The sequence below is a fragment of the Abyssisolibacter sp. ZYX002 genome, from assembly GCF_056892235.1.
In genome coordinates this window covers 24,569-47,636 of sequence record NZ_JARMXH010000006.1, presented here as the reverse complement: position 1 = coordinate 47,636, position 23,068 = coordinate 24,569, and the positions used below count along the sequence as shown (strand labels likewise).

21 protein-coding genes are annotated in these 23,068 nt (G+C 29.5%); 15 read left to right on the top strand and 6 right to left on the bottom strand.

Annotated elements, in window-relative coordinates:
- The first annotated feature begins 15 nt into the window (after positions 1–15).
- From P3X86_RS16220 to P3X86_RS16195, 6 genes are all read left to right on the top strand, one after another.
- Positions 16–708, top strand: coding sequence for a response regulator transcription factor (locus P3X86_RS16220; RefSeq protein WP_483293773.1), 693 nt, complete (start codon positions 16–18; stop codon positions 706–708).
- Positions 695–2,275: a HAMP domain-containing sensor histidine kinase gene (locus P3X86_RS16215; protein WP_483293772.1), complete on the top strand. Its 1,581-nt coding sequence runs from the start codon at positions 695–697 to the stop codon at positions 2,273–2,275. The genes P3X86_RS16220 and P3X86_RS16215 overlap by 14 nt, the downstream gene beginning before the upstream one ends.
- Before the next feature lie 635 nt (positions 2,276–2,910).
- Positions 2,911–3,315 (top strand): hypothetical protein, encoded by a 405-nt coding sequence (locus P3X86_RS16210; RefSeq protein ID WP_483293771.1) that lies wholly within the window; start codon positions 2,911–2,913, stop codon positions 3,313–3,315.
- A gap of 95 nt (positions 3,316–3,410) precedes the next feature.
- Positions 3,411–4,154: a Bax inhibitor-1/YccA family membrane protein gene (locus P3X86_RS16205; RefSeq protein ID WP_483293769.1), complete on the top strand. Its 744-nt coding sequence runs from the start codon at positions 3,411–3,413 to the stop codon at positions 4,152–4,154.
- Positions 4,155–4,991: 837 nt separating this feature from the next.
- Positions 4,992–5,402, top strand: a complete 411-nt coding sequence (locus P3X86_RS16200; RefSeq protein ID WP_483293770.1) for a hypothetical protein — start codon at positions 4,992–4,994, stop codon at positions 5,400–5,402.
- Between the two features lie 90 nt (positions 5,403–5,492).
- Positions 5,493–6,236 carry a Bax inhibitor-1/YccA family membrane protein gene (locus P3X86_RS16195; protein ID WP_483293769.1) on the top strand — a complete coding sequence of 248 codons (744 nt, stop codon included), beginning with the start codon at positions 5,493–5,495 and terminating at the stop codon, positions 6,234–6,236.
- Positions 6,237–6,407: 171 nt separating this feature from the next.
- Here P3X86_RS16195 and P3X86_RS16190 read toward each other — a convergent pair whose 3' ends face one another.
- The gene (locus tag P3X86_RS16190) at positions 6,408–7,661 is read right to left on the bottom strand and encodes an MFS transporter (protein WP_483293768.1); all 1,254 of its coding nucleotides are present in this window, start codon (positions 7,659–7,661) and stop codon (positions 6,408–6,410) included.
- Positions 7,662–8,055: 394 nt separating this feature from the next.
- Complete coding sequence (locus P3X86_RS16185) at positions 8,056–9,300, bottom strand: MFS transporter (protein WP_483293767.1); 1,245 nt, start codon at positions 9,298–9,300, stop codon at positions 8,056–8,058.
- A 240-nt stretch (positions 9,301–9,540) separates the two neighbouring features.
- Between P3X86_RS16185 and iorA the strand changes: the two genes are divergently transcribed.
- The 5 genes from iorA to P3X86_RS16160 all read left to right on the top strand — a co-directional run bounded on the left by iorA (position 9,541) and on the right by P3X86_RS16160 (position 14,345).
- Positions 9,541–11,316, top strand: coding sequence for an indolepyruvate ferredoxin oxidoreductase subunit alpha (gene iorA / locus P3X86_RS16180; RefSeq protein WP_483293766.1), 1,776 nt, complete (start codon positions 9,541–9,543; stop codon positions 11,314–11,316).
- Positions 11,317–11,330: 14 nt separating this feature from the next.
- Positions 11,331–11,906, top strand: coding sequence for an indolepyruvate oxidoreductase subunit beta (locus P3X86_RS16175; protein ID WP_483293765.1), 576 nt, complete (start codon positions 11,331–11,333; stop codon positions 11,904–11,906).
- Positions 11,907–11,925: 19 nt separating this feature from the next.
- Positions 11,926–12,582, top strand: a complete 657-nt coding sequence (locus P3X86_RS16170; RefSeq protein ID WP_483293764.1) for a GntR family transcriptional regulator — start codon at positions 11,926–11,928, stop codon at positions 12,580–12,582.
- Positions 12,583–12,695: 113 nt separating this feature from the next.
- Positions 12,696–13,910 (top strand): BaiN/RdsA family NAD(P)/FAD-dependent oxidoreductase, encoded by a 1,215-nt coding sequence (locus tag P3X86_RS16165; RefSeq protein ID WP_483293763.1) that lies wholly within the window; start codon positions 12,696–12,698, stop codon positions 13,908–13,910.
- Between the two features lie 24 nt (positions 13,911–13,934).
- Positions 13,935–14,345, top strand: a complete 411-nt coding sequence (locus P3X86_RS16160) for a hypothetical protein (RefSeq protein ID WP_483293762.1) — start codon at positions 13,935–13,937, stop codon at positions 14,343–14,345.
- Positions 14,346–14,442: 97 nt separating this feature from the next.
- Here the strand turns inward: P3X86_RS16160 and P3X86_RS16155 are convergent, their stop codons facing one another.
- From P3X86_RS16155 to P3X86_RS16140, 4 genes are all read right to left on the bottom strand, one after another.
- Positions 14,443–15,000 (bottom strand): DUF4825 domain-containing protein, encoded by a 558-nt coding sequence (locus P3X86_RS16155; protein WP_483293761.1) that lies wholly within the window; start codon positions 14,998–15,000, stop codon positions 14,443–14,445.
- Positions 14,993–15,673, bottom strand: coding sequence for a permease prefix domain 1-containing protein (locus P3X86_RS16150; RefSeq protein WP_483293760.1), 681 nt, complete (start codon positions 15,671–15,673; stop codon positions 14,993–14,995). Before P3X86_RS16150 ends, P3X86_RS16155 begins: the two co-directional genes overlap by 8 nt.
- Positions 15,670–16,014 carry a PadR family transcriptional regulator gene (locus tag P3X86_RS16145; RefSeq protein ID WP_483293759.1) on the bottom strand — a complete coding sequence of 115 codons (345 nt, stop codon included), beginning with the start codon at positions 16,012–16,014 and terminating at the stop codon, positions 15,670–15,672. Before P3X86_RS16145 ends, P3X86_RS16150 begins: the two co-directional genes overlap by 4 nt.
- Before the next feature lie 186 nt (positions 16,015–16,200).
- Positions 16,201–18,027, bottom strand: a complete 1,827-nt coding sequence (locus P3X86_RS16140; protein ID WP_483293758.1) for a helix-turn-helix domain-containing protein — start codon at positions 18,025–18,027, stop codon at positions 16,201–16,203.
- Between the two features lie 164 nt (positions 18,028–18,191).
- Here P3X86_RS16140 and P3X86_RS16135 point away from each other — a divergent pair, with 164 nt between their 5' ends.
- The 4 genes from P3X86_RS16135 (at position 18,192) to P3X86_RS16120 (ending at position 23,040) form a co-directional block, all read left to right on the top strand.
- Positions 18,192–19,379: a M20 metallopeptidase family protein gene (locus P3X86_RS16135; RefSeq protein ID WP_483293757.1), complete on the top strand. Its 1,188-nt coding sequence runs from the start codon at positions 18,192–18,194 to the stop codon at positions 19,377–19,379.
- A 148-nt stretch (positions 19,380–19,527) separates the two neighbouring features.
- On the top strand, positions 19,528–21,063 hold the full coding sequence (locus P3X86_RS16130; protein WP_483293756.1) for an AbgT family transporter: 1,536 nt from the start codon (positions 19,528–19,530) through the stop codon (positions 21,061–21,063).
- Positions 21,064–21,408: 345 nt separating this feature from the next.
- Positions 21,409–22,521: a M20/M25/M40 family metallo-hydrolase gene (locus P3X86_RS16125; RefSeq protein ID WP_483293755.1), complete on the top strand. Its 1,113-nt coding sequence runs from the start codon at positions 21,409–21,411 to the stop codon at positions 22,519–22,521.
- Between the two features lie 207 nt (positions 22,522–22,728).
- On the top strand, positions 22,729–23,040 hold the full coding sequence (locus P3X86_RS16120) for a PTS sugar transporter subunit IIB (RefSeq protein ID WP_483293754.1): 312 nt from the start codon (positions 22,729–22,731) through the stop codon (positions 23,038–23,040).
- Positions 23,041–23,068: the final 28 nt, after the last annotated feature.

Below are 23,068 nucleotides of genomic sequence, written 5' to 3'. Positions count from 1 at the left end.
GAAAGGAGAATAATAATGAAAAAAAGAATTCTTGTAGCTGAGGATAACTTTGAGATATCAAAAGTAATAAAGCTATACCTTGAAGGAGAAGATTATGAAGTGTTTATCAAAGACAATGGAATCGATGCGCTTTCAGTTATAAAAGATAACAAAATAGATATAGCAATTGTTGATATTATGATGCCAAAAATGGATGGCTACGAGCTTACAAGAGAAATTCGAAAAATCAGCAATATTCCAATTATTATTTTATCTGCAAAGAATGAGGATAATGATAAAATACTTGGTTTAAATATTGGCGCAGATGATTATATAACAAAACCTTTCAATCCTCTTGAAATTGTAGCAAGAGTAAATGCTTCTTTAAGAAGGCACTACAAGTTAAGTAGAAATGAAGGAGCTAACGGAGTTTTGAAATTAGGGGAAATGACACTTGATACAAACAACTGTAGACTTACCAAAGAAGAAATAGAAATCCCTCTAACTGCTACCGAATATAAAATATTGGTTCTTTTCATGAAAACTCCTGAAAGGATTTTTTCAAAGGTGCAGATAAGTAAACATATCAATGGCGAATATTTTAAAAACGATGATAATTCTGTAACCGTGCATATATCACATTTGCGTGAAAAAATAGGACTAAATAAAAACGGAAAACAATTTATTAAAACTGTGAAAGGCCTAGGATATAAAATTGAAAACAAATAAAAAAAGAAGATTGGGTTTTTTTGGCATAATTGTTCGCAATTTTCTCATGTTTGCTATTACTATATTTATAATGTTTGTTATATGCCTAGTTGGTATATTGGTAGTATTTATAAAAAATCCAAACTACCATATTATTCCTATTGCAAGTGGAAAACAATATATTATAAATGGTGATTATGGATCATTTGACAAAAAGATTCTGGGGGATGATGGATTCTTTATTGTTCTTGATGAAAATAATAATAAAATTTACAAAAGCACAGATTTAACAGATTTATACTTGAGTAAAGAACAGATTGAATTAATACCAAATATAAAATTTGAGAATTTTATAACTCGAGCTGAATATATAGGTCAAGACAATAAAAAATACATTAGCGTTTTATTTAAAGAGTTAAAGGAAGAAACAAACATAATAGTTGCAACTGTAATAGCAGATAGTAACTATAACATAATTTTTTCAGATATCTCTAAGCTAAAAAAAGAACAACTTTCTGAATTTGATTTTAACCTTTTAACAGGGAGGTATAAGGGAAAGTTTAATATTTCTAGATTGACCTATACAGGAAATGATGGAAGAAAATACAATGCTATATTTTGCAGAAGTTCTGCAAAGTACTATGAGTTTTTTGATTCTTTCAAGGATATATCTAAATATATTAGTTACGGGTTTATATATATTTTTATTATTGCTTTATTAATTTTCATAATAATTCTTGAGAAGAAAGTAAAAACACCATTACAGCTTTTGAGTTCTTCAATAGAAGAATTTGCAGAAGGTAAGTCTAATAAGCCTATAGAATATAAAGGGCCACGAGAATTTGAAGAAATATGTAAAAACTTTAATTATATGAAAGCAAAGCTTAATAACGCTGAGCAAGAAAAACGAAAGATGCTTGCTGATATTTCTCATGATTTAAAAACTCCAATAACAGTTATTCAATGTTATGCAAAGGCTGTATTGGATGAAAAGATTAGAAATGAAGAGCAAAGTGAGTACCTTAATACAATTTACAATAAAGCTAATTCTCTTGCAGAACTTATTAATGCTTTTAGTGAATATAGTAAAATAGAGAGACCGGATTTTTTATTAAAGACTTCTAAAGTAAACATTTGCGAGTTTGCGAGGAATTATTTAATAGAAAAGTACAATGAACTTGAGTTTCTAGGGTTCAATCTTGATACTGAAATCTGCGATGAAGATGTTTATTGTATAATTGATGAGTTCCAAATGAAACGAGTGTTTGAAAATATAATTTCAAATACTGTAAAACATAATCCAAAAGGGACACTAGTCTTATTTTTACTTAAAAAGCTTGATAATAAATGTATTATTCATATTGGCGACAATGGTTTAGGAATTCCTACTGGACTAAAAGAGAATATATTTAAGCCATTTTCAATGGGCGATTCATCTCGTAGTAGAGGTAAAGGTTCAGGGCTAGGAATGGCAATAGTAGAGAAGATAATAAAAGCACATGGAGGGACAATTGAGCTTTTAAAGGAGTCGGATGCTGGCTTATCAACAGTATTTGAAATAACTTTATTGCTTGCAGATAAAGAGTAATATCCCTATAGAAATTTATTAAAGATATTAATATCAAAATCAGTATGCTGTTATAATAAAGTTCAAATACTTAAAAGTAACTATTAACTTAGGGTATCTAATTCGTTAAATACTAACATTTAGTAATACTTGCTTATAAAAAAATGCTAATGTTCTTTAGTATTTCAGACTGTAGACAAAAGCCCAATTTCTGCGCCCGTGTTAAAATTTCCGTTGCTCACTTACCTCTAAGTAAGCTCTGCTACTCAATTTTAACACGCCTTGAAATTGAACTCTTACTATAGTCTGTTATCTTGATGACTTTGTCATCAAGATAAAATGCTAATGTTCTTTTAGCATTTTTTGTTTTTAATAATTTTTAAGGCCCTATTTTTTAAAAGTTTTACTTTCCGTATCATAACATACATTAAAAAATCTTAATATACAATTTATAATAATTTAGAGTAAATGATATATTCTTATAATTGTAAAAGATACAAACAAACATAAGATAATTATACTGAGAGGTGTTATATATAAAAACAATATTTATTTTACTAACGAAAACAAATTCTATATTATCAAGAACAATAGAGAAAGTTACGGGTGATTGTTATACTCATGTTTCTATTAGTCTTAATAGAGAACTCACACAAATGTACAGTTTCGGTCGTAAAAAAAAGAGCAATCCGTTTATTGGAGGATTTGTACATGAAAGTATACAAAATGGTATATATGCACTTAATCAAGAGGCTGAATGTATGCTATTCTCTCTTGATGTAACAGAAAAAGCATATGAAAATATTAATAATATGATTTGTGATATCCATAGCAATAAAGAACAATATAAATATAATTTCATCGGTTTATTTAATGTGCTTTTAGGGTGGAATGTAAGAAGAAAAAAACGTTATTTCTGCTCTGAGTTTGTAACAGAAGTCTTACAATATGCTAATACAATTGAATGGGACAAGCCTCCGGCTCTTACAAAACCATCAGATTTTCAAAATATGCCAGAGTTAAGCATTGTGTATGAAGGTAAATTAAGGCTTGTAGCATAGATTAAGAAATTTTAAGATATAATTTAAAATGCTTTAATGTGTAATCAATAATATATTATATATAAAAATAAAATAAAAAAAGGAGACAAGAAATTATGAGAACACTATTATCTAACCCTTATTTTAGGAGAATATCAAAAAAAGCAGAAGTTAATAATAATAATCCTTCAACATTCGGAGGTATTGCATTAAAAGTAGTTTTATTTTTACTAATAACAGGAGGAGGGCTGTGTGCCTATATTTACAAACTTGTTCCAGAAAGCTATATGATGTATTCATTGATAGGAGCAGGAGCTACAACAGTAATTACAGCGCTGTTAAATTATCTAATCCCAACTTTAACTCCATTATTTGGAACGTTGTATTGTATTGCACAAGGTTTTCTAATAGGCTTTGTTTGCGAGGGTTACTCACAATACTATAATGGGATTATTCCAATTGCTTTAGGACTTACTTTTATGGTGATTGCTGTAATGCTTTTCCTCTATGCAACAAAAATAATTAAAGTTGGTCAACGTTTTAAAGCTGTTATAAGTACTTTATTCTTAGCATCAATTGTTGCTGGTGGTATTGTATTTATAAGTTCATTTTTTACAGATACAATTACGTCTATAGTATATGGAAATGGTTGGATAGGAATAGGAATTTCCGCAGGTGCATTGTTAATAGCATCACTCAATCTCGTAGTTGATTTTGATAATATTGCGGTTAGTGTTAAAAACAAATATTCAAAGAAATACGAATGGCAACTTGCTTTCGGACTTGTCATGACAGTCATTTATATCTTTATCCGTATGCTTAGACTTGTAGCACAAATTATGGGTAAATCTGACGATTAGAATCTTTATTTAATATTAATCTTTAGCTAAAGCTGTGAACAACTGACCTTGTTCACAGCTTGTTAATATATTAGATTATTTTAAGTACATATTAGTAGATGGTAAAATTTGACTAAAGAAAAAAATTAATTATTATAATAAATTACTATCTAAAAAGAATACTAAATGTAGTTATAATTCATGCATAGATTTCCTAAGACAATAATATAATCCAACCATTGACATAATTAATCCCGAAATCAAAAGTAAAATCAAGTTATTAACCCTTTCAATAAGAAAACCATATAAAATAGCAGAGAGAGGAATCATTCTTGAATTCTTTGATAAATTATGATTTCTCTTTATCTGCTTGAGTAGTTTTCAATTCAGACCGTAGACAAAAGCCCAATTTCTGCGCCCGTGTTAAAATTTCCGTTGCTCACTTACATCTAAGTAAGCTCTGCTACTCAATTTTAACACGCCTTGAAATTAAACTCTTACTATAGTCTGTTATCTTGATGATTTTGTCATCAATCTAAAATGCTAATGTTCTTTAGCATTTTTTATGTTTTTAACAATTTTTAAGTTCCTGTTTTTTAAAAGTTTTACCTTCTGTATCATAACATACATTAAAAAATCTTAATATACAATTTATAATAATTTAGAGTAAATGATATATTCTTATAATTGTAAAAGATACAAACAAACATAAGATATTTATACTGAGAGGTGTTATATATAAAAACAATATTTATTTTACTAACGAAAACAAATTCTATATTATCAAGAACAATAGAGAAAGTTACGGGTGATTGTTATACTCATGTTGCTATTAGTCTTAATAGAGAACTCACACAAATGTACAGTTTCGGTCGTAAAAAAAAGAGCAATCCGTTTATTGGAGGATTTGTACATGAAAGCATACAAAATGGTATATATGCACTTAATCAAGAGGCTGAATGTATGCTATTCTCTCTTGATGTAACAGAAAAAGCATATGAAAATATTAATAATATGATTTGTGATATCCATAGCAATAAAGAGCAATATAAATATAATTTCATCGGTTTATTTAATGTGCTTTTAGGGTGGAATGTAAGAAGAAAAAAACGTTATTTCTGCTCTGAGTTTGTAACAGAAGTCTTACAATATGCTAATACAATTGAATGGGACAAGCCTCCAGCTCTTACAAAACCTTCGGATTTTCAAAATATGCCAGAGTTAAGCATTGTGTTTGAAGGTAAAATTAAGGCTTGTAGCATAGATTAAGAAATTTTAAGATATAATTTAAAATGCTTTAATGTGTAATCAATAATATATTATATATAAAAATAAAATAAAAAAAGGAGACAAGAAATTATGAGAACACTATTATCTAACCCTTATTTTAGGAGAATATCAAAAAAAGCAGAAGTTAATAATAATAATCCTTCAACATTCGGAGGTATTGCATTAAAAGTAGTTTTATTTTTACTAATAACAGGAGGAGGGCTGTGTGCCTATATTTACAAACTTGTTCCAGAAAGCTATATGATGTATTCATTGATAGGAGCAGGAGCTACAACAGTAATTACAGCGCTGTTAAATTATCTAATCCCAACTTTAACTCCATTATTTGGAACGTTGTATTGTATTGCACAAGGTTTTCTAATAGGCTTTGTTTGCGAGGGTTACTCACAATACTATAATGGGATTATTCCAATTGCTTTAGGACTTACTTTTATGGTGATTGCTGTAATGCTTTTCCTCTATGCAACAAAAATAATTAAAGTTGGTCAACGTTTTAAAGCTGTTATAAGTACTTTATTCTTAGCATCAATTGTTGCTGGTGGTATTGTATTTATAAGTTCATTTTTTACAGATACAATTACGTCTATAGTATATGGAAATGGTTGGATAGGAATAGGAATTTCCGCAGGTGCATTGTTAATAGCATCACTCAATCTCGTAGTTGATTTTGATAATATTGCGGTTAGTGTTAAAAACAAATATTCAAAGAAATACGAATGGCAACTTGCTTTCGGACTTGTCATGACAGTCATTTATATCTTTATCCGTATGCTTAGACTTGTAGCACAAATTATGGGTAAATCTGACGATTAGAATCTTTATTTAATATTAATCTTTAGCTAAAGCTGTGAACAACTGACCTTGTTCACAGCTTGTTAATATATTAGATTATTTTAAGTACATATTAGTAGATGGTAAAATTTGACTAAAGAAAAAAATTAATTATTATAATAAATTACTATCTAAAAAGAATACTAAATGTAGTTATAATTCATGCATAGATTTCCTAAGACAATAATATAATCCAACCATTGACATAATTAATCCCGAAATCAATAGTAAAATCAAGTTATTAACTCTTTCAATAAGAAAACCGTATAAAATAGCAGAGAGAGGAATCATTGAACCAGATATAGTTCCAACTATGCCATAGAATTTTCCAAGGTAATCGTTAGGAACTTTTCTTTGTAGTACTAATTGAATAGGCATATTGATAATAACCATGAAACAACCTAACATAAAATGTATAACACAGTAAAATATAGTATAATATAGAGCGGTCTTATTAGCTAGAAAACTAGAAGAAGGCAAACCAAGTAGTGCTATTAAAATACCATTTGAAACCATAGAAATACCAACATAAAGCCCTGGTTTTTTTATATCCTTTATCCTAGAAAATAATAAGGACATTACTAACATTCCAATAGCAAAAATAGCTTCTATGCTACCGTATGCCTTTCCAGACATAGACAATTTCCTAATTACTATGAATGGGACACAGATATTTACAGAAACGAATATAAAATTTAAAAGCGGAGAAGTTAAGGTCATTATCAATAATGATGTTTGTGATTTTAAGAATCTTAAAACATCCTTGAATTCTTTGATAAATGATGATTTCTCTTTATCTGCTTGAGTAGTTTTCATTTTAGCATAAGTTTTAAAGTCTATAAAGCACTCAGATAATGCGGACAAAATAAAGGATATACCGTTAATAAGTATTATGTATTTAATGTTAAATAAACCGAATAAAAAGCCCCCAGCTAGTGGGCCTATGATGTTAGATAATGAATTGACAGATGAATCATAGGAGTTAATCTTAATCAAACTATCGTTACTAACTAATGTTGGAATTGCAGAACTTATTGTTATAAAGAATATAGTATTAAAAGAAGTCAAAAGAACGGTTGTAATATAAATAGGTATTGGATTTAAAGTGTTGATAGATGAGTATATATATAATGCTATAAGTAGTATACCGCTTACTAAATCTGTTAAAATAACAATTTTCTTTTTACTAAATTTATCAGAGAAAAATCCGGCAATTGGTCCAAGAACTAGTCTAGGTACAGTGTTGAGTGCGAAGTTAATAGAAAAACTAATACCACCTGTGAGTTTTAGAAGATAAAGACTAATTGCAAAAGTATAGACATTAGTTCCAAACATTGATACGAATTTACCAGATAAATAGAGCATAATATTTCTATTATCTACCGAAATTTCGCCAATTTTATCCATTGAATACCTCCTCAAATATTATGAATTAAATTTTAAAAAGCTTCTTCAATACTAATATAAATGATAAGAAAAAGTAAAGAATGTTACAAAAAATTAACAATGTTAATGAAATATGGATATGGCTGTAAAGTGATAAATATTGATAACAGACTTAAAACAATCGATTTTTAATGATTTAGATAATTCCTATAACCCGTAATAAGTAATAAGTTAAAAAATTTATTAGCAATCCACAATGTAACCATTTGACAATGAACTATGTATTATACGATTTTTTTAACCTAATTTAGAGAAATTATTTTTTAGTAAAGAACATTACTATGAAGTGAAAAAATAACTTTAGTAAAAAGCTATCTTGATTTTAATCAAAGATAGCTTTTTAGGGGATTTATTATTATATTTCATGTAAGGACTTATTCATCAATATAAATATACCTATAAGTGCCATAAGTATTCCAGAGGTGGATAATAGCATGAAACTATTGACTCTATCAAATAAGAAACCATATAATATCGCAGCTACAGGAGTTGCTACGTTTGCCATAGTACCTATAATGGCGTAAAATCTACCTAAATATTCTTTAGGAGTTTTCTTTTGCATTAATAATTGCATTGGCATATTAATCATTATATTAGTACCGCCAAATATAAATAGTACTATGCAGTAATATACAGCATAAAAGATTATATCTCGATTACCAAACATGCCTGATGCTGGGGCACCAATGAAGACAGCTAATAAACCTGTGAATATTATAAACAAACCAAGATTTAAACCCACTTTTTTGACTTCCTTTATTCTAGAAAACAACAATGCCATGACTAACATTCCAATAGCGAAACTAGCTTGCACAGTACCAAATAATTTTGAAGACATGGATAATTTTTTAACCAAAATAAATGGAAAACCTATACTAACTGATACGAAAAGAAAATTCAAAATAGGTATTAATAACATTATAGAGAACAGTGCTTTTTGTGATTGTAAGAATGAAAATACCTCTTTTATATCTTTTATAAATGAGATTTTAGTATCTTTGTTTTCATTAGTATCTTTATTAACGTAAGCTTTAAAATCTATAAAACATTCTGATATCGCAGATATAACAAAAGATATTCCATTTAGAAGTATAATATATTTTATATCTAAAAAGCCAAATATTACACCACCAGCAATAGGACCTAATATATTTGATAATGAGTTAACTGATGAATCATAAGAGTTAATTTTTATTAGATTATCTTCATTAACTAAAGTAGGTATAGCAGAACCTATAGTGATACCAAATATCGTGTTAAATGAAGTCAATAATATTGTTGTTATGTAAATAGGTAATGGATTGAGATCAGAGAAAAATGTAAATATAAATAATCCTACAAGTAGTAATCCGCTTATCAAATCTGTGAAGACGACTATTTTCTTTTTATCAAATTTATCCGATATGACTCCTGCAATAGGACCAAGTAATAATCTTGGTATAGTGTTTAAAGCAAAATTAAGAGCAAAGCTCATACCGCCAGTTAATTTGAGCAAATAAAGACCAATAGAAAAGGCATAAACATTAGTACCAAACATTGACGTGAATTTTCCTGATAGATAGAGAATCATATTTCTATTATCAACTGAATTTTTTTTCATTGTTAAACCTCCTGTATAATGATATGCAAATATAGTAATTAATATTATTAATAATTACATTTATAATATTAATATAAATTTAATAAAATGTAAATATGTTTTTCATAAAAATATAAAAAATTTAATTTAAACTTCCAATATTTTAAATATGTGTTGTGTTGAAAAAAATTCACATAATGATATAATATATATTACATGTAATATATAAAACATATCTGCTTTGAAAAGGGGTGTAGACCATTGAAAAAATTAATGACAGGAAATGAAGCTATTGCTAGAGGTGTTTATGAAGCTGGTATAACATTTGCTGCTGCTTATCCAGGTACTCCTAGTACGGAGATACTAGAGAATATTGCCTTATATAAGGGAGATATCATGGCTGAGTGGGCTCCGAACGAAAAGGTTGCATTTGAATCAGCACTTGGAGCTTCTATAGCTGGGGCAAGAGCTTTTGCAAGTATGAAACAAGTAGGGGTTAATGTTGCAGCAGATCCGATGTTCTCGTTTTCTTATACAGGAGTTAATGGAGGATTTGTAATGGTATCAGCTGATGAACCAGGAATACATTCATCGCAAACAGAACAAGACAATAGATATTACGCAAAGTTTGCAAAGCTAGCAATGTTAGAACCAAGCGACAGTCAAGAAGCTAAAGAAATGGTTAAAGAGGCTGTAAAAATAAGTGAAGAATTTGACACTATAGCAATGATTAGGATGACTACAAGGATATGTCATAGTAAAAGTATAGTAAAACTTAATGATAGGGAAGACGTTTCATTAAAAGACTATACCAAAGACATAAACAAATACGCTACTATGCCAGCAATTTCAAAAAAATTGAGAGTTAAAGTAGAAGAGAGAATGAGAAGATTAGAAAAATTCTCTAATGAAACACCACTTAACTTTATTGAATGGAATGACAAAAAAATAGGGATTATAGCTTCAGGTGTAGCATATCAATATGCAAAGGAAGTATTTAAAGATACTGTTTCTTATCTAAAGCTAGGATTTACTTATCCGTTACCATTAGAAAAGATTAAAAATTTTGCTGATGAGGTAGATAAGCTATATGTTATAGAAGAATTAGAGCCATTTATCGAAGAGCAGGTAAAAGCTATGGGAATAGATATAGTAGGTAAGGACAAGATACCAAATATAGGAGAACTAAATCCTCATATAATTAGAAAGAATATGTTAGATCAAGAAAATGAAGTCTTAAATATAGAGGCGGATAAATTAGTACCAAGACCACCAACACTATGTGCAGGATGTCCTCATAGAGGAATATTCTATGAATTAAGTAAAAAGAAAAACATAATGGTGACAGGCGATATAGGTTGTTATGGACTTGGTGCATTACCACCACTTAGCTCAGTAGATACAATTATATGTATGGGAGCAAGTGTAAGTGCAGGTCATGGAGCAGCTAAAGTATATAAAAGCAACAATGCTGATAAAAGAGTAGTTTCTGTAATAGGAGATTCTACGTTTTTCCATTCTGGGCTAACTGGATTATTAGATGTAGCGTATAATCAAAGTAATGCTGTAACAGTAATACTTGATAATAGAATAACGGGTATGACTGGACATCAAGATCATCCAGGAACGGGTAGAACAGCTCAGGGTGATGAGACAATAGAGGCAGATATAGAGGCTATAGTAAAGGCCTTGGGAATAAAACATGTTAAGACAGTAAATCCACTAAGGTTAGATGAGACAAAGGAAGCACTAGATGAGGCTCTTAGTATAGACGAACCATCAGTAGTAATAACAAGATGGCCTTGTGCTCTTAAGAGAAGAACAGAGCCAGAGAAGAAAGAATTCGGAGTTAAATTCGATTTATGTATGATAGATAAAGATAAATGTATAGGCTGTAGGAAGTGTCTAAGCACTGGATGTCCAGCGTTATCATTTGATACTGAGGATAAAAAAGCTGTCATCAATGAACATATGTGTTTAGGCTGTGAGATATGTAAACAGGTTTGTCCTGTAGATGCTATTTCTACTATTAAGTAAAGGTGGGTGAAGATATGGATACTAAAAGTATATTGTTAGTAGGTGTAGGTGGACAGGGTACTATTCTTGCTAGTAAGATTTTGACTAAAGGGCTTATGAATGCAGATTATGATGTTAAAATGTCAGAGATACATGGTATGTCCCAAAGAGGTGGGAGTGTTAGCACTCAGGTTAGATATGGAAAAAAGGTTTATTCACCTATTATAGGTTTAGGGGAAGCTGATATACTTGTATCATTTGAAGAAATGGAATGTTACAGATGGCTTGAATACCTTAAAAAGAATGGAAGAATAATATTAAATGATTATAGAATAGAGTCAGCACCAATACTGATTGGGAAAGCAAAATACCCAGAAGGATTAAAGGAAGAAATAGTAGAGAGAGTTAATACTTCACTAGTATTTGACGCTGCTAAAATAGCTAAAGAACTTGGCAATATTAGAACTATGAATATAGTACTATTAGGAGCATTGATAAAATCAATGGATCTTGATTTCATAGACTGGGAAGATGTAATTAGAACAACAGTCAAAGAAAAGTTCGTAGATATAAATATCAGGGCATTAAAGAAAGGTATAGAATTAGTATAAGAAAAATGGATGGTGGGACATGAGCGAGGAAATTATTATAAAAAAATCTCTATCACAACAGATATATTCTGTACTAAAAAAACAGATAATAAGTGGAAAGTTAGAATTAGGAGAGAGATTAAACATAGAGTTAATAGCAAAAAAATACAACGTTAGTAGGACACCCATAAGAGAGGCTATCAACAGGCTAAGGCAGGAAGGGTTTATAGAACATATACACAATGTAGGACCTAGTGTTGTAAAGTTTAAACCAGAGGATGTAGTAGAGTTAGTATATGTCAATCGAGTATTATTCACAGGAATAATAGAACTTATATTTAAAAATAGTGATATAGATATACTACTAAAACAATTGAAGGAATGTGTAAATCAGCAAGAACTAGCTCATGAACAAGACGATTTAGAAAAGTTTTTATACTACTCTGTAGAATTCCACAGGATATTAATAAAAAATTGTGGAAATAAAAGAATGGAGCAAATAACTCTTATGACGCAAGCTCAGCTTGATATGAGTGTATTAAATTATGTGAAATCAAAAGATAATAAATTAAAGAGCATTAAAGATCATAAAGAGATTTATAATGCTATAGTAGAAAGCGATATAGAAAAAACAATAGAGCTAATGAAAAAACATAATGTAGATGCTGAGAACCATTACATTAGCTTGTATGATTAATTAATAAAGGGGATTATTTAAGAAAAAATTCTTGAGTAATCTCCTTTTTAGTAATAAAATAATATAAACTCTAAGTGGGATAAAATAAGTTATAGAATTAGAAAGGTGATATAATGAAACTATACGATATAATAGTTATAGGAGCAGGGCCAGCAGGATTGTTTACTGCAATAAATACTAGCAAAGAAAATAATAAAATATTATTACTTGAAAAGAAAAAATCTCCTGCAAAGAAGCTTCTTATATCAGGAAAAGGACAGTGTAATATAACTCACGAAGGTGATATTAAGGATTTTTTAAATCATTATGGAGATAACTATAGATTTTTAAGAAGTGCTTTATATAACTTTGATAACAATAAACTAAAAGAGTTTTTTAATAAGCGAGGAATCCACTTCATAAGTGATGATAATGATAAAGTATTTCCTAAAAGCCTTAAAGCACAGGACATATTAGATGTATTACTCAATGAATGCAAAACCAGAGGTGTAGATTTAAGGTTAGATAGTGAAGTAACTGATATTAAAAAAGAAGAAGACATATTTTTAGTAAAAAATAAAAATAAAACATACAAGTCAAGAAAAGTAGTAATAACAACAGGTGGATGCTCATATCAACACACAGGTTCGTCGGGAGATGGATACAAGCTTGCAAAGAAGCTAGGGCATACTGTTTCGAAAATTTCACCAGCCTTAACACCAGTGTATGTAAAAAATTATGCATTTAGTGACCTAGCAGGGATATCACTAAATATACCTATATCTCTTTATAGAGAAAATAAAAAGATTAGAAGCTTTAGAGGCGATTTGTTATTCACGCACAAGAACTTATCAGGCCCAGCAATTATTAATTATTCTAGATATATACAAGTCGGAGATACACTTAAGCTTAATTTTATAGGTGTAGGAGAAGATATTTTCAGAAAAGAATTTACTAAAGATGTTACTCAAAATGGACAGCTATATGTGAAAACTGTATTAAAGAAGTATGATATAGCTAAAAGGCTACTTGAGAGTATATTGAAGATATCAGAAATTAGTGATGACTTGAAGTGTGCTCAGTTAAGCAAAAAATTGAGAAATAACCTTATTAAGAATTTAGTTTCGTATGAAGCTATAGTTGAAAGATTAGAAGGCTTTAATCTTGCTATGGTGACTAAAGGTGGTGTTAGTATAAAGGAAGTGAATTCAAAAACAATGCAATCAAAGATAGTAGAAGGGTTGTATTTTGCAGGGGAAGTATTAGATATAGATGGAGATACGGGTGGTTATAACATACAAGCTGCTTTTTCAACTGCAAAACTATTGGCAGATAAATTATTTAAATAAACCTACATACGACAGGAGGATATTATGGAGAATGATAAATACGTAAGGTTTAATATATTTATTAAGGATATAATACCACAGCAACATTATTTGTCCTTATCTAAGCTAAATAAAATCATAAATACATTTGATGATTATAAAGATCAGGGAGATATATTTGTGATAAAGTATAAAGACAAGATATTTTCAGTTGATGGACATCATAGGCTTTTTCATATGTCTAATCAAGGAGTAAGAGAACTAGAGGTTGTCAATGAGATTGCAGATAATGATAACAAGCTATATCAAATACTAGCAGATCAGTCACTTGAAATGGGTTTTAAAGATATTAGAGATTTAGCAGATAGAATCTTGGAGAGTGATGAGGAATATAAGGAAAAATGGGTAGGTAAATGCCAAGGATTATTAAAAGATATCAGGGAAGGTTTGATATAATTAGCTATATATTATTAAATAAATATAAAGATAATGGCTGTTTTATTGCTTTGATACAGACCATTATCTTATTATAGATCAGTTATAAATATGATGGCTATTGTTTAAAGAATAGTTTATCGAATGTATTAAAGACATAATCTTTATCATGTAACATATTTCTAACTTTTTTGTTCCAAATCTTCTTATCAGTTATATTTTCTAAATCTCCAAAATGCTTTTCTATATCTTTACGCACAACATTGTAAGTCACTCCAGTGAAGTTATAAACAATTTTGTTAAGGTTATCAATTAATGCAAATGAAGCAACCCCATTATATATTAAAGACGATTTTACTTTCTCATCACCAATATTTGATACCGTATCTTTATAATTAACAATAAGTGTTAATTTATTAGAAAGTATCTCAAAATCTTTATTTACATCTGCTAATGGTAGATGATAATATAAGTTTATGATATTTGATGCATTTCCCATGTACTTATTTTTGTATTTTAAGATATAGTTTATATCGTGAGTTGTTGAATTTAGTTGTTCTAACAAATAATTATCTCTATTTTCTCTTTGCTTAGGAATAATTATAAAGTAGACTGTTATGAACATTAATAGTCCTATTCCAAGCAATATCAAAATCAACTTGTCTTTTTTATTCATAGTTTTCACCTTCATTATATTTTAATAATAAGTTCATATATTTATTGATAGCTAGTGGGACAATTATTGAAATAAAGTACATAAGATAGTGCAGTACCACTTGAGCTAATTGATAAGGGCCTGTTATGTTAATAGGCTTTGAAAAGTATATGTTACTTCCAAAATAAATACCTGTCACAATTGCAATGCTAATCAGAATAAAGATTATCCAAATAATCCATCCGAGTTTTCTTATTTTATGATAAAAACTTATATTAATAATTTTTTTTTCATTTATATAAGTTGCATCATTTCTTTGCCTCAATATTAGATAAGAAATTCCAGTTAAAACTATAGCTGTTATTATAATTATGTTGACTTTATCTAATAAACGGAATATAGAAAAAGGAATTATAATTATCCAAGCGATAATAAAATATATTAAAATACTTTGTAGCCATTCTAATCTTACTTTGTTAATATAAACGTTTAAATTATTATCAATAAGATAATCAATAGAATTAATACTTTCTTTAGCATGATTTATAGCTTCAGTTTCGCTTAATCCTTTTAAAACTAAATCTTCTTTTTTTGCCTGTAGATTACTTAATATCTCTTCTTTAAGTTCGTTAGTATTTGGATGGTGCTTGTATTTTTCAAACAAATTGTCTACATGTTTGCTTAGTTCATTCACCTTATATCATTCCTTTCTATTAAATTAGAGATAATATTTTTAGCTATCTTCCATTCTTGTATTGCATTATTACAGTATATTTTGCCTTCTTTTGTAATTTTGTAATATTTTCTTCGGCCTCCTTGGCTCTCATTGCCCCAATAATGATTTATAAATCCTTGCTTTTCAAGTCGTTTTAGGCTAGTATATAGCGAAGGTTCTTTCAATTCGTATTTACCGTTACTATTAGCAAAGATAATTTTTATGATTTCATAGCCGTAACTATCTTGTTCGATTAAAATACATAATATAATCGTATCAATATGCCCTCTAATTAAATCTCTACTTATTATTTTATCCATAAATTTACCTCCAATAACATCATAACACATATTACTATGTATGACAATGTAATATGTGTTATGATGTTATTTTCTTTAATGATGAAGATTTATTGTTATGTAAATGAGAGTAATAGAAAAACTCCCTTAAGTCATAAAAGTTAGAGTCAACTAACCAGCAAATAACTATAATAGGGGAGTTTTATCCTACAACAAATCCAATATCTCAAATGCAATCTGTAACTTTAATCTTTGTTTATAATTATCTAGATCTACATCTAAAATCTTCATAATCTTATTTAATCTATAGCTTAAAGTATTACCATGAATATGAAGCAAATCTTTTGTATATGTCCAGCTTCCATTGCTTCTGATATAAACTTCAAGTGTTTTCATAAATTCATTTTTTGATACTTTTTTGTAGTTTATTAAGTTACCAAGAGTTCTATCAACAAAATCTTTAAGTTCGTCTAAATCATTTGATAATAGAAATTTTTTAATCTCTAAATCCTCATAGAATAAATAGTGAAGAATATTCTTGGTGTTTTTTGCCATATTTAAAGCTTGAATAGTATTATTATAAGATTGATTAAAATTATCTAAGCATTCGATAATATTGCTAATACCTGCTTTAAGTACTATATTTTCATATTTGGATAGGAACATTGAGTTTCTTTCATTATTCAATTCTTCTAAAAATTTTTCAATAATACTTCTATCCTTGCTATCTATTTTATATATTATTATAATATTATCATTTTTTATAAAAACTATAGAATTAGAAAAATATTTTTTAGATTTTATAGTTATTATTTTATAGTAATATTTGATAAGTCTAATATATCTTTTTCTATCATTTTTATCGCGTTTTGAGCAAAGTGCTGATATTTCAAATATTATCATTTGACATTTATAATTAAAATCAAATTTATATTTTTTAAAACATTTGTTCAGAAATCTCTTATCATTATTGTTTAATAAACTGTCTAGAAAATCTCCTTTAAGTGTTTGCTCTAAATCACTTAGTTCATTAAGTTTTAAGTGCTCTAAAGCTATTGATGTAATGCATCTTTCAACAGTTATATTATCTAGCTCTGATAAATCATAGTCTTTCGATACAATACAGAGCCATCCGAGTGTATCTAGGTTAACGATTATTGGATAAAACAAATAATACATTGATAAATTACTGTCATACCAGCGTGTGTCACTACTACTGTTTAAATGGCTATATATGTCTTTTAGATTATAGTTTAGTATATCGCAGTTGATATGGTATTCAAAATTAGAACTAGCCATATTGTAGAACAAATCTATAACAAATACATCTTTTTTGATTAGTAGTGAAAGATCTGCAATCAAATCATCAATACTACAACCGTTTAAAACCATGCTTGAAAATTTATTGTGAAGATATGTTGAATATTTATATTTGTTTTTCTCATCTTCTAGCATTTTATTATATTTCTCTAATTTTGCTATATTTTGAAGTTCCTTTGTATAGTTTTTTGCATTATTTATAGCAACTGCTGCTTGAGCAGATATCGCTTCAAGGCAATCAACATCAGCTTTAGTAAACACTGATTGATTTTCGAAGTTATCAATTACTATCACACCAATACACTCATCTCGGTATATCAATGGGCAACATATTGTACTTTTTAACTCTGATTTAGTTTGCAGAGATTCATTTATTAGTAGTTTGTTTTCAGGTTTCATATTTGACATGGTCACATTTATATCATAAATTTTGGTGAGGAAAACAGTTTCCTTTTGGCTGAATGCTAAACCAGTCATTGATTCTCCAGGAGATAGCCTAATGTTTTGTATGCTCTCATGAAAACCTAGGTGAAACTTTGGTATTAACACGTCTAAGTCTTTGTCATATAGAAATATAATACCTGTATCACTATTTTGTATAATTTCTAAAGATTTTTTAAGAAGAAAGTTTAGTATATAATCAATGTCTTGGGTCGAATTAAGTAATTTACTAGCTTCCAAGATAATTCCCAATTTATTAGCGTCGTTTTTCATGATTTGATGTCTCCTTTTTTGAGTAGTAATAGTATTATATACTTTAGCACAATAGAATGCAAAAAAAATTAGTGTTAACAACATAGTATTTGCTATTTTATCTTGTTATAATAAATAACTAATACACAGAATTATCTGAAAACAATTAGAAAGGAGGAGTGGCTTTGTTACGTGAAAAAATTATAGAAAAATCTAAGGAAATTAGGGAGGAATTAGTAGCAATAAGAAGAGACATACACTCACATCCAGAAGTAGGATTAAATGAAGTGAGAACATCAGGAGTGGTCATAAAAAAGCTAGAAGAATTAGGGTTGAAAGTCATAAAAAACATTGGAGAAACTGGAGTTATAGGCATTCTGGAGGGCAAAAAGCCTGGAAAAACAGTTTTATTAAGAGCTGATATGGATTGTTTAGAGATGACAGAGTTAAATGATGTTGAGTATAAATCTAAGTATGATGGTTTAATGCATGCGTGCGGTCATGATGCTCACACTACATGGTTACTAGGAGCGGCAATGATATTATCAGAGTTTAAGGAAGAAATATGCGGTAATATAAAATTCTTATTTCAACCAGCTGAGGAATCATTGGGCGGTGCTGATAGAATGATAAAACAAGGAGCTTTAGAAAATCCTAAGGTAGATATAGCTATTGGAGCGCATGTTTGGCCAATAATAAAATCAGGAAGCATAGGTATCAAATATAACTCAATGATGGCAGCACCAGATATGTTCAAAATCAAGATATTTGGTAAAGGAGGACATGGTGCAGAACCTCACAACTGTATAGACCCTATTAATATTGGATGTCAAGTATATATGGCATTGCAGACAATAATAAGTAGAAAAGTAGATCCAGTAGATTCAGCGGTTCTAAGCGTTACTACATTTAATGCTGGTACAGCTCATAATGTTATAGCAGATAGAGTAGAACTCGGAGGAACAGTTAGAACACTCACAAATGAAATGAGAGAGCAAATGCCTATGTGGATAGAAGATATATTGAAGGGTATAACTGTTGCAAATGGAGGAACATATGAATTTGAGTATATACCTTACTATCCACCAGTAATAAACAATGATGAGGTACTAGATATTGTAAAAAAAGCTGGTGAAGCTATACTTGGTGAAGGTAAAGTTGTAGAACTGATAAAACCTACAATGGGTGGAGAAGACTTTTCATATTTTCAGCAGAAAGTACCAGGTGCTTTTTTTGTAGTTGGAACGTACAATGAGGAGAAGGGGATAGTTAATCCACTACATAATCCAAAATTCAATATAGATGAAGATATACTTCACAAAGCATCAGCAGTTTTAGCACAATCAGCTATATTATATCTAAACTCGAATTAATTTACTCCTTTTTATTTTAACTGAATTATGTTTATATTCGAGTTGGATGTATTATAAATAGAGAGAGGCGTTATATTATGCCTCTTTCTATGAATAGGTAGAAAATATTTTCTGAAAATTCAAACTATTACACGGAAGAAGGGATACAATGAAAAAAGCAAATGATGCTGTAGTAAAAAAGAAACGTGGCTTTGATAAATTCCTAGATTTTATTGAAAAAGCCGGAAATAAGCTTCCTGAGCCATTGACTTTGTTTGTATGGTTAGCTGGAATCGCAATTTTAATATCATTTATAGGTTCAATATCTGGTTTATCAGCAGTTCATCCAGTTTCAAAGGAGACAATCAAGGTTGTCAATTTGCTTTCCAAAGAAGGCATACAAAAGATGCTAACAAATGCTGTTGGTAACTTTGCAGGATTTCCACCACTTGGTTTAGTTTTGACATGTATATTAGGTGTTGGTATAGCAGAAAAAACTGGACTATTTTCAGCATTACTTAGAAAAACTTTAGGAAATGTCAAAGGTTCAAAAGTAGTTATTATAGTTATATTTACTTCAATAATGGCAAATGCAGCAGCTGATACTGGATTTATAGTTATGCCACCACTAGCTGCAATGTTGTTTTTAGCTGTGGGTATGAATCCAATAGTAGGTATGATGGCAGCATATGCAGCAGTAGCAGGAGGATTTAGTGCTAATCTTATAATTAACTCACTAGATGTACTAGTTGTAGGATTTACTCAAAAGGCAGCGGAAACTGTTGACGCAAGCTTCGGTGTTAATCCAGCTTGTAACTGGTATTTCTTAATTGTATCTACATTCATACTTACTTTTGTTGCTACATGGGTTACTGTTAAAATTGTAGCACCAAGAATGGGTATGAGTACTTACAAGGCAGATAAAGTAGAGAAAGTTACAAAAGAAGAAATAAAGGGGTTAAAGGCAGCAGGTTTAGCATTATTAGCATTTGTTATAATTATTTTAGCGTTAGCTATACCATCTAATGGGTTATTAAGACATCCAGAGACAGGTTCATTGATAGAATTTACGGCACCTTTGATGAAAGGGTTAGTACCATTGATTACACTTTTGTTTTTTATACCAGGTTATGTATTTGGGAAGGTTTCGGGTAAGATAAAGAGCGATAAAGACATAGTTACAATGCTAGGACAAGCAATGGCAGAGATGGGACCATATATAGTTTTATCGTTTGTAATAGCTCAATTTATTAACTATTTTAATTGGTCAAACATGGGTATAATAATGGCTATAAAAGGAGCGGACTTCTTGAAAGCAGTAGGTGCACCAACACCTGTATTATTAATACTATTCATAATGATATCTTCGATTATAAATCTTTTTGTAGGAAGCTGTTCTGCGAAATGGGCGATTTTAAGTCCGATATTTGTACCAATGTTTATGTTCTTAGGTTTCCATCCAGCACTTACTCAAATGGCTTATAGAATAGGAGATTCCATAACAAACGTTGTAACTCCTTTGTTACCGTACTTTGCGATACTAGTAGCATTTGCTAAGAAGTATGATAAAAACATAGGTATGGGTACACTTATAGCAAATATGTTACCATACTCAATAGCATTTTTCTTATTCTGGTCAGCGTTGATAGTAATATGGTATCTATTGGGATTGCCACTTGGACCGGGATCACCAATAATGTTATAAGATTGAATTAAATCATTCTAATTATGCTTCTTTTATAGCAGATAGCTGAGAAACTGTTTGTTATAGTGAGAAGCATGTTTTTTGCCAATAAATTTTAAAGAAAGGGATAGTGATTTAAAGTAAGGTATTACAGTAAGGAGATATTCATTCTAAAAATTTAAGATGAGCATTTAGAGGTGCTTTGAAGAAAACAATTGAATTATAAAATTAATAAAAATATGAATAACAGTAAGAATAACGAAGATTTACTCTAAAAAGTTATTAGAAATTGCATAAAATAAATATTGTATATAATAACATTAATATATACAATATAAGTAGTATGAAAGAAATAGAGGTGAGGACATGATAAATAAGGAAAGAGTAATTGACAAGTTCATGGAATATGTAAAAGTTGATAGTGAAACACTTAATGAAGGTGAATTTTGCAATCTTATAGTAAAAGAATTAACAGAGTTAGGGCTTGAGATTTACAAAGATAAAGCAGGTGAAAAAATAGGATCTAATGGTAACAACATATATGCTTATATGAAGGGTACAAAAGATATAGAACCTTTAATGTTTAGTGCTCATATGGATACAGTTAAACCTGGTATAGGTATAGATCCTGTTGTTGAGGGAGGCATTATAACTAGTAAGACAGATACAATACTAGGTGGAGATGATAAATCAGGTATAGTTGCTGTAATGGAAGCTCTTAGAGTAATAAAAGAAAACAACTTACCTTGTGGGCCTGTTGAAGTTATATTTACTATAAGTGAAGAAGGCGGGTTAAGAGGATCGAAAAATTTAGAATACGATAAAGTCAAATCAAAGCAAGCTATAGTATTAGACAGTAGTGGAGATGTAGGGACAATAATTATAAAAGCTCCTGCTCAAAATTTGATTAAATTTAAAGTAATAGGTAAGCCAGCTCATGCAGGCATAGCTCCAGAAAAAGGTGTTAGCGCCATCATGGTTGCATCAGAAGCTATTTCTAGCATGAAACTTCTAAGAATAGATGATGAAACAACTGCTAATATAGGTAAGTTCAACGGAGGAGTTGCTACAAATATCGTATGCCCAGAGGCTATAATAATTGCAGAAGTAAGAAGTTTAAATGATGAAAAATTAAAAATTCAAACAGATCATATGGTAAAATGTTTTCAGGATGCAACAAATAAACATGGTGCTACACTTGAGTGTGAAGTATCTAATAGTTACTATTCATATGATATAAGTAAAGATAATAAGCTAGTAAAAATGGCTACAGATGTATTTAATAGAATAGGGATAAAGCCAAAGCAGACCTCAACTGGTGGTGGAAGTGATGCTAACATATTCTGTGCTAATGATATAAGCGTGATAAATGTTGCAACAGGCATGGAAAAAGTACATACATTACAGGAATACATTAAAGTGCAATCACTAGTCGACATATCAAAATTCGTACTAGAAGTAATGTTAAGACAGAACTAAAATTATAATGAAGTGGAAAGTGTATCTTTTTAGGAGATATACTTTCTTTTTTTATTTTCATTTATAAATAACTGTATCAATTTAAATTAAATGCAAATGATACAAAAGATACAGTTCACAAAAAATGCTGATAAATACTCAGTTTTAACAGCTTGGCATAAAAATTGCTGTAGTAATATATAAACAATAGAATAAGGAGGGGATTTGATGAAAGTATTAATGGTATGTTCTGGAGGAATGTCTAGTGCAATTATAGTAAAAGCAATAAAAAAAGAAGCAGATAGTCAAGGTATCAATCTTGATATCAATGCAGTTGGAACAGGTGTGTTTGAAGATACATTGAAGGCAGATAACTATGATATGGCATTAGTAGCACCACAGGTGAAGCATAGGTTTAAGGATTTTAAAGAAATAGCTGATAATCTTAGTGTTCCTATAGAGGTAGTTGTACCCATGGGTTATACACCAATAGGTGCACCTAAAGTATTAAAACAAATCTTAAACACTATAAAAAAATAAAATAAAACTAAATAAAATGGAGGGTGAA

What these genes read in the sequence shown, in the direction of transcription:
- P3X86_RS16220 (WP_483293773.1), top strand. Translation starts at nt 16, where the DNA reads ATGAAAAAAAGAATTCTTGTAGCTGAGGATAACTTTGAGATATCAAAA.
- P3X86_RS16210 (WP_483293771.1), top strand. Translation starts at nt 2,911, where the DNA reads ATGTACAGTTTCGGTCGTAAAAAAAAGAGCAATCCGTTTATTGGAGGA.
- P3X86_RS16205 (WP_483293769.1), top strand. Translation starts at nt 3,411, where the DNA reads ATGAGAACACTATTATCTAACCCTTATTTTAGGAGAATATCAAAAAAA.
- P3X86_RS16200 (WP_483293770.1), top strand. Translation starts at nt 4,992, where the DNA reads ATGTACAGTTTCGGTCGTAAAAAAAAGAGCAATCCGTTTATTGGAGGA.
- P3X86_RS16195 (WP_483293769.1), top strand. Translation starts at nt 5,493, where the DNA reads ATGAGAACACTATTATCTAACCCTTATTTTAGGAGAATATCAAAAAAA.
- P3X86_RS16190 (WP_483293768.1), bottom strand. Translation starts at nt 7,661, where the DNA reads ATGGATAAAATTGGCGAAATTTCGGTAGATAATAGAAATATTATGCTC.
- P3X86_RS16185 (WP_483293767.1), bottom strand. Translation starts at nt 9,300, where the DNA reads ATGAAAAAAAATTCAGTTGATAATAGAAATATGATTCTCTATCTATCA.
- P3X86_RS16175 (WP_483293765.1), top strand. Translation starts at nt 11,331, where the DNA reads ATGGATACTAAAAGTATATTGTTAGTAGGTGTAGGTGGACAGGGTACT.
- P3X86_RS16170 (WP_483293764.1), top strand. Translation starts at nt 11,926, where the DNA reads ATGAGCGAGGAAATTATTATAAAAAAATCTCTATCACAACAGATATAT.
- P3X86_RS16165 (WP_483293763.1), top strand. Translation starts at nt 12,696, where the DNA reads ATGAAACTATACGATATAATAGTTATAGGAGCAGGGCCAGCAGGATTG.
- P3X86_RS16160 (WP_483293762.1), top strand. Translation starts at nt 13,935, where the DNA reads ATGGAGAATGATAAATACGTAAGGTTTAATATATTTATTAAGGATATA.
- P3X86_RS16155 (WP_483293761.1), bottom strand. Translation starts at nt 15,000, where the DNA reads ATGAATAAAAAAGACAAGTTGATTTTGATATTGCTTGGAATAGGACTA.
- P3X86_RS16145 (WP_483293759.1), bottom strand. Translation starts at nt 16,014, where the DNA reads ATGGATAAAATAATAAGTAGAGATTTAATTAGAGGGCATATTGATACG.
- P3X86_RS16140 (WP_483293758.1), bottom strand. Translation starts at nt 18,027, where the DNA reads ATGAAAAACGACGCTAATAAATTGGGAATTATCTTGGAAGCTAGTAAA.
- P3X86_RS16130 (WP_483293756.1), top strand. Translation starts at nt 19,528, where the DNA reads ATGAAAAAAGCAAATGATGCTGTAGTAAAAAAGAAACGTGGCTTTGAT.
- P3X86_RS16125 (WP_483293755.1), top strand. Translation starts at nt 21,409, where the DNA reads ATGATAAATAAGGAAAGAGTAATTGACAAGTTCATGGAATATGTAAAA.
- P3X86_RS16120 (WP_483293754.1), top strand. Translation starts at nt 22,729, where the DNA reads ATGAAAGTATTAATGGTATGTTCTGGAGGAATGTCTAGTGCAATTATA.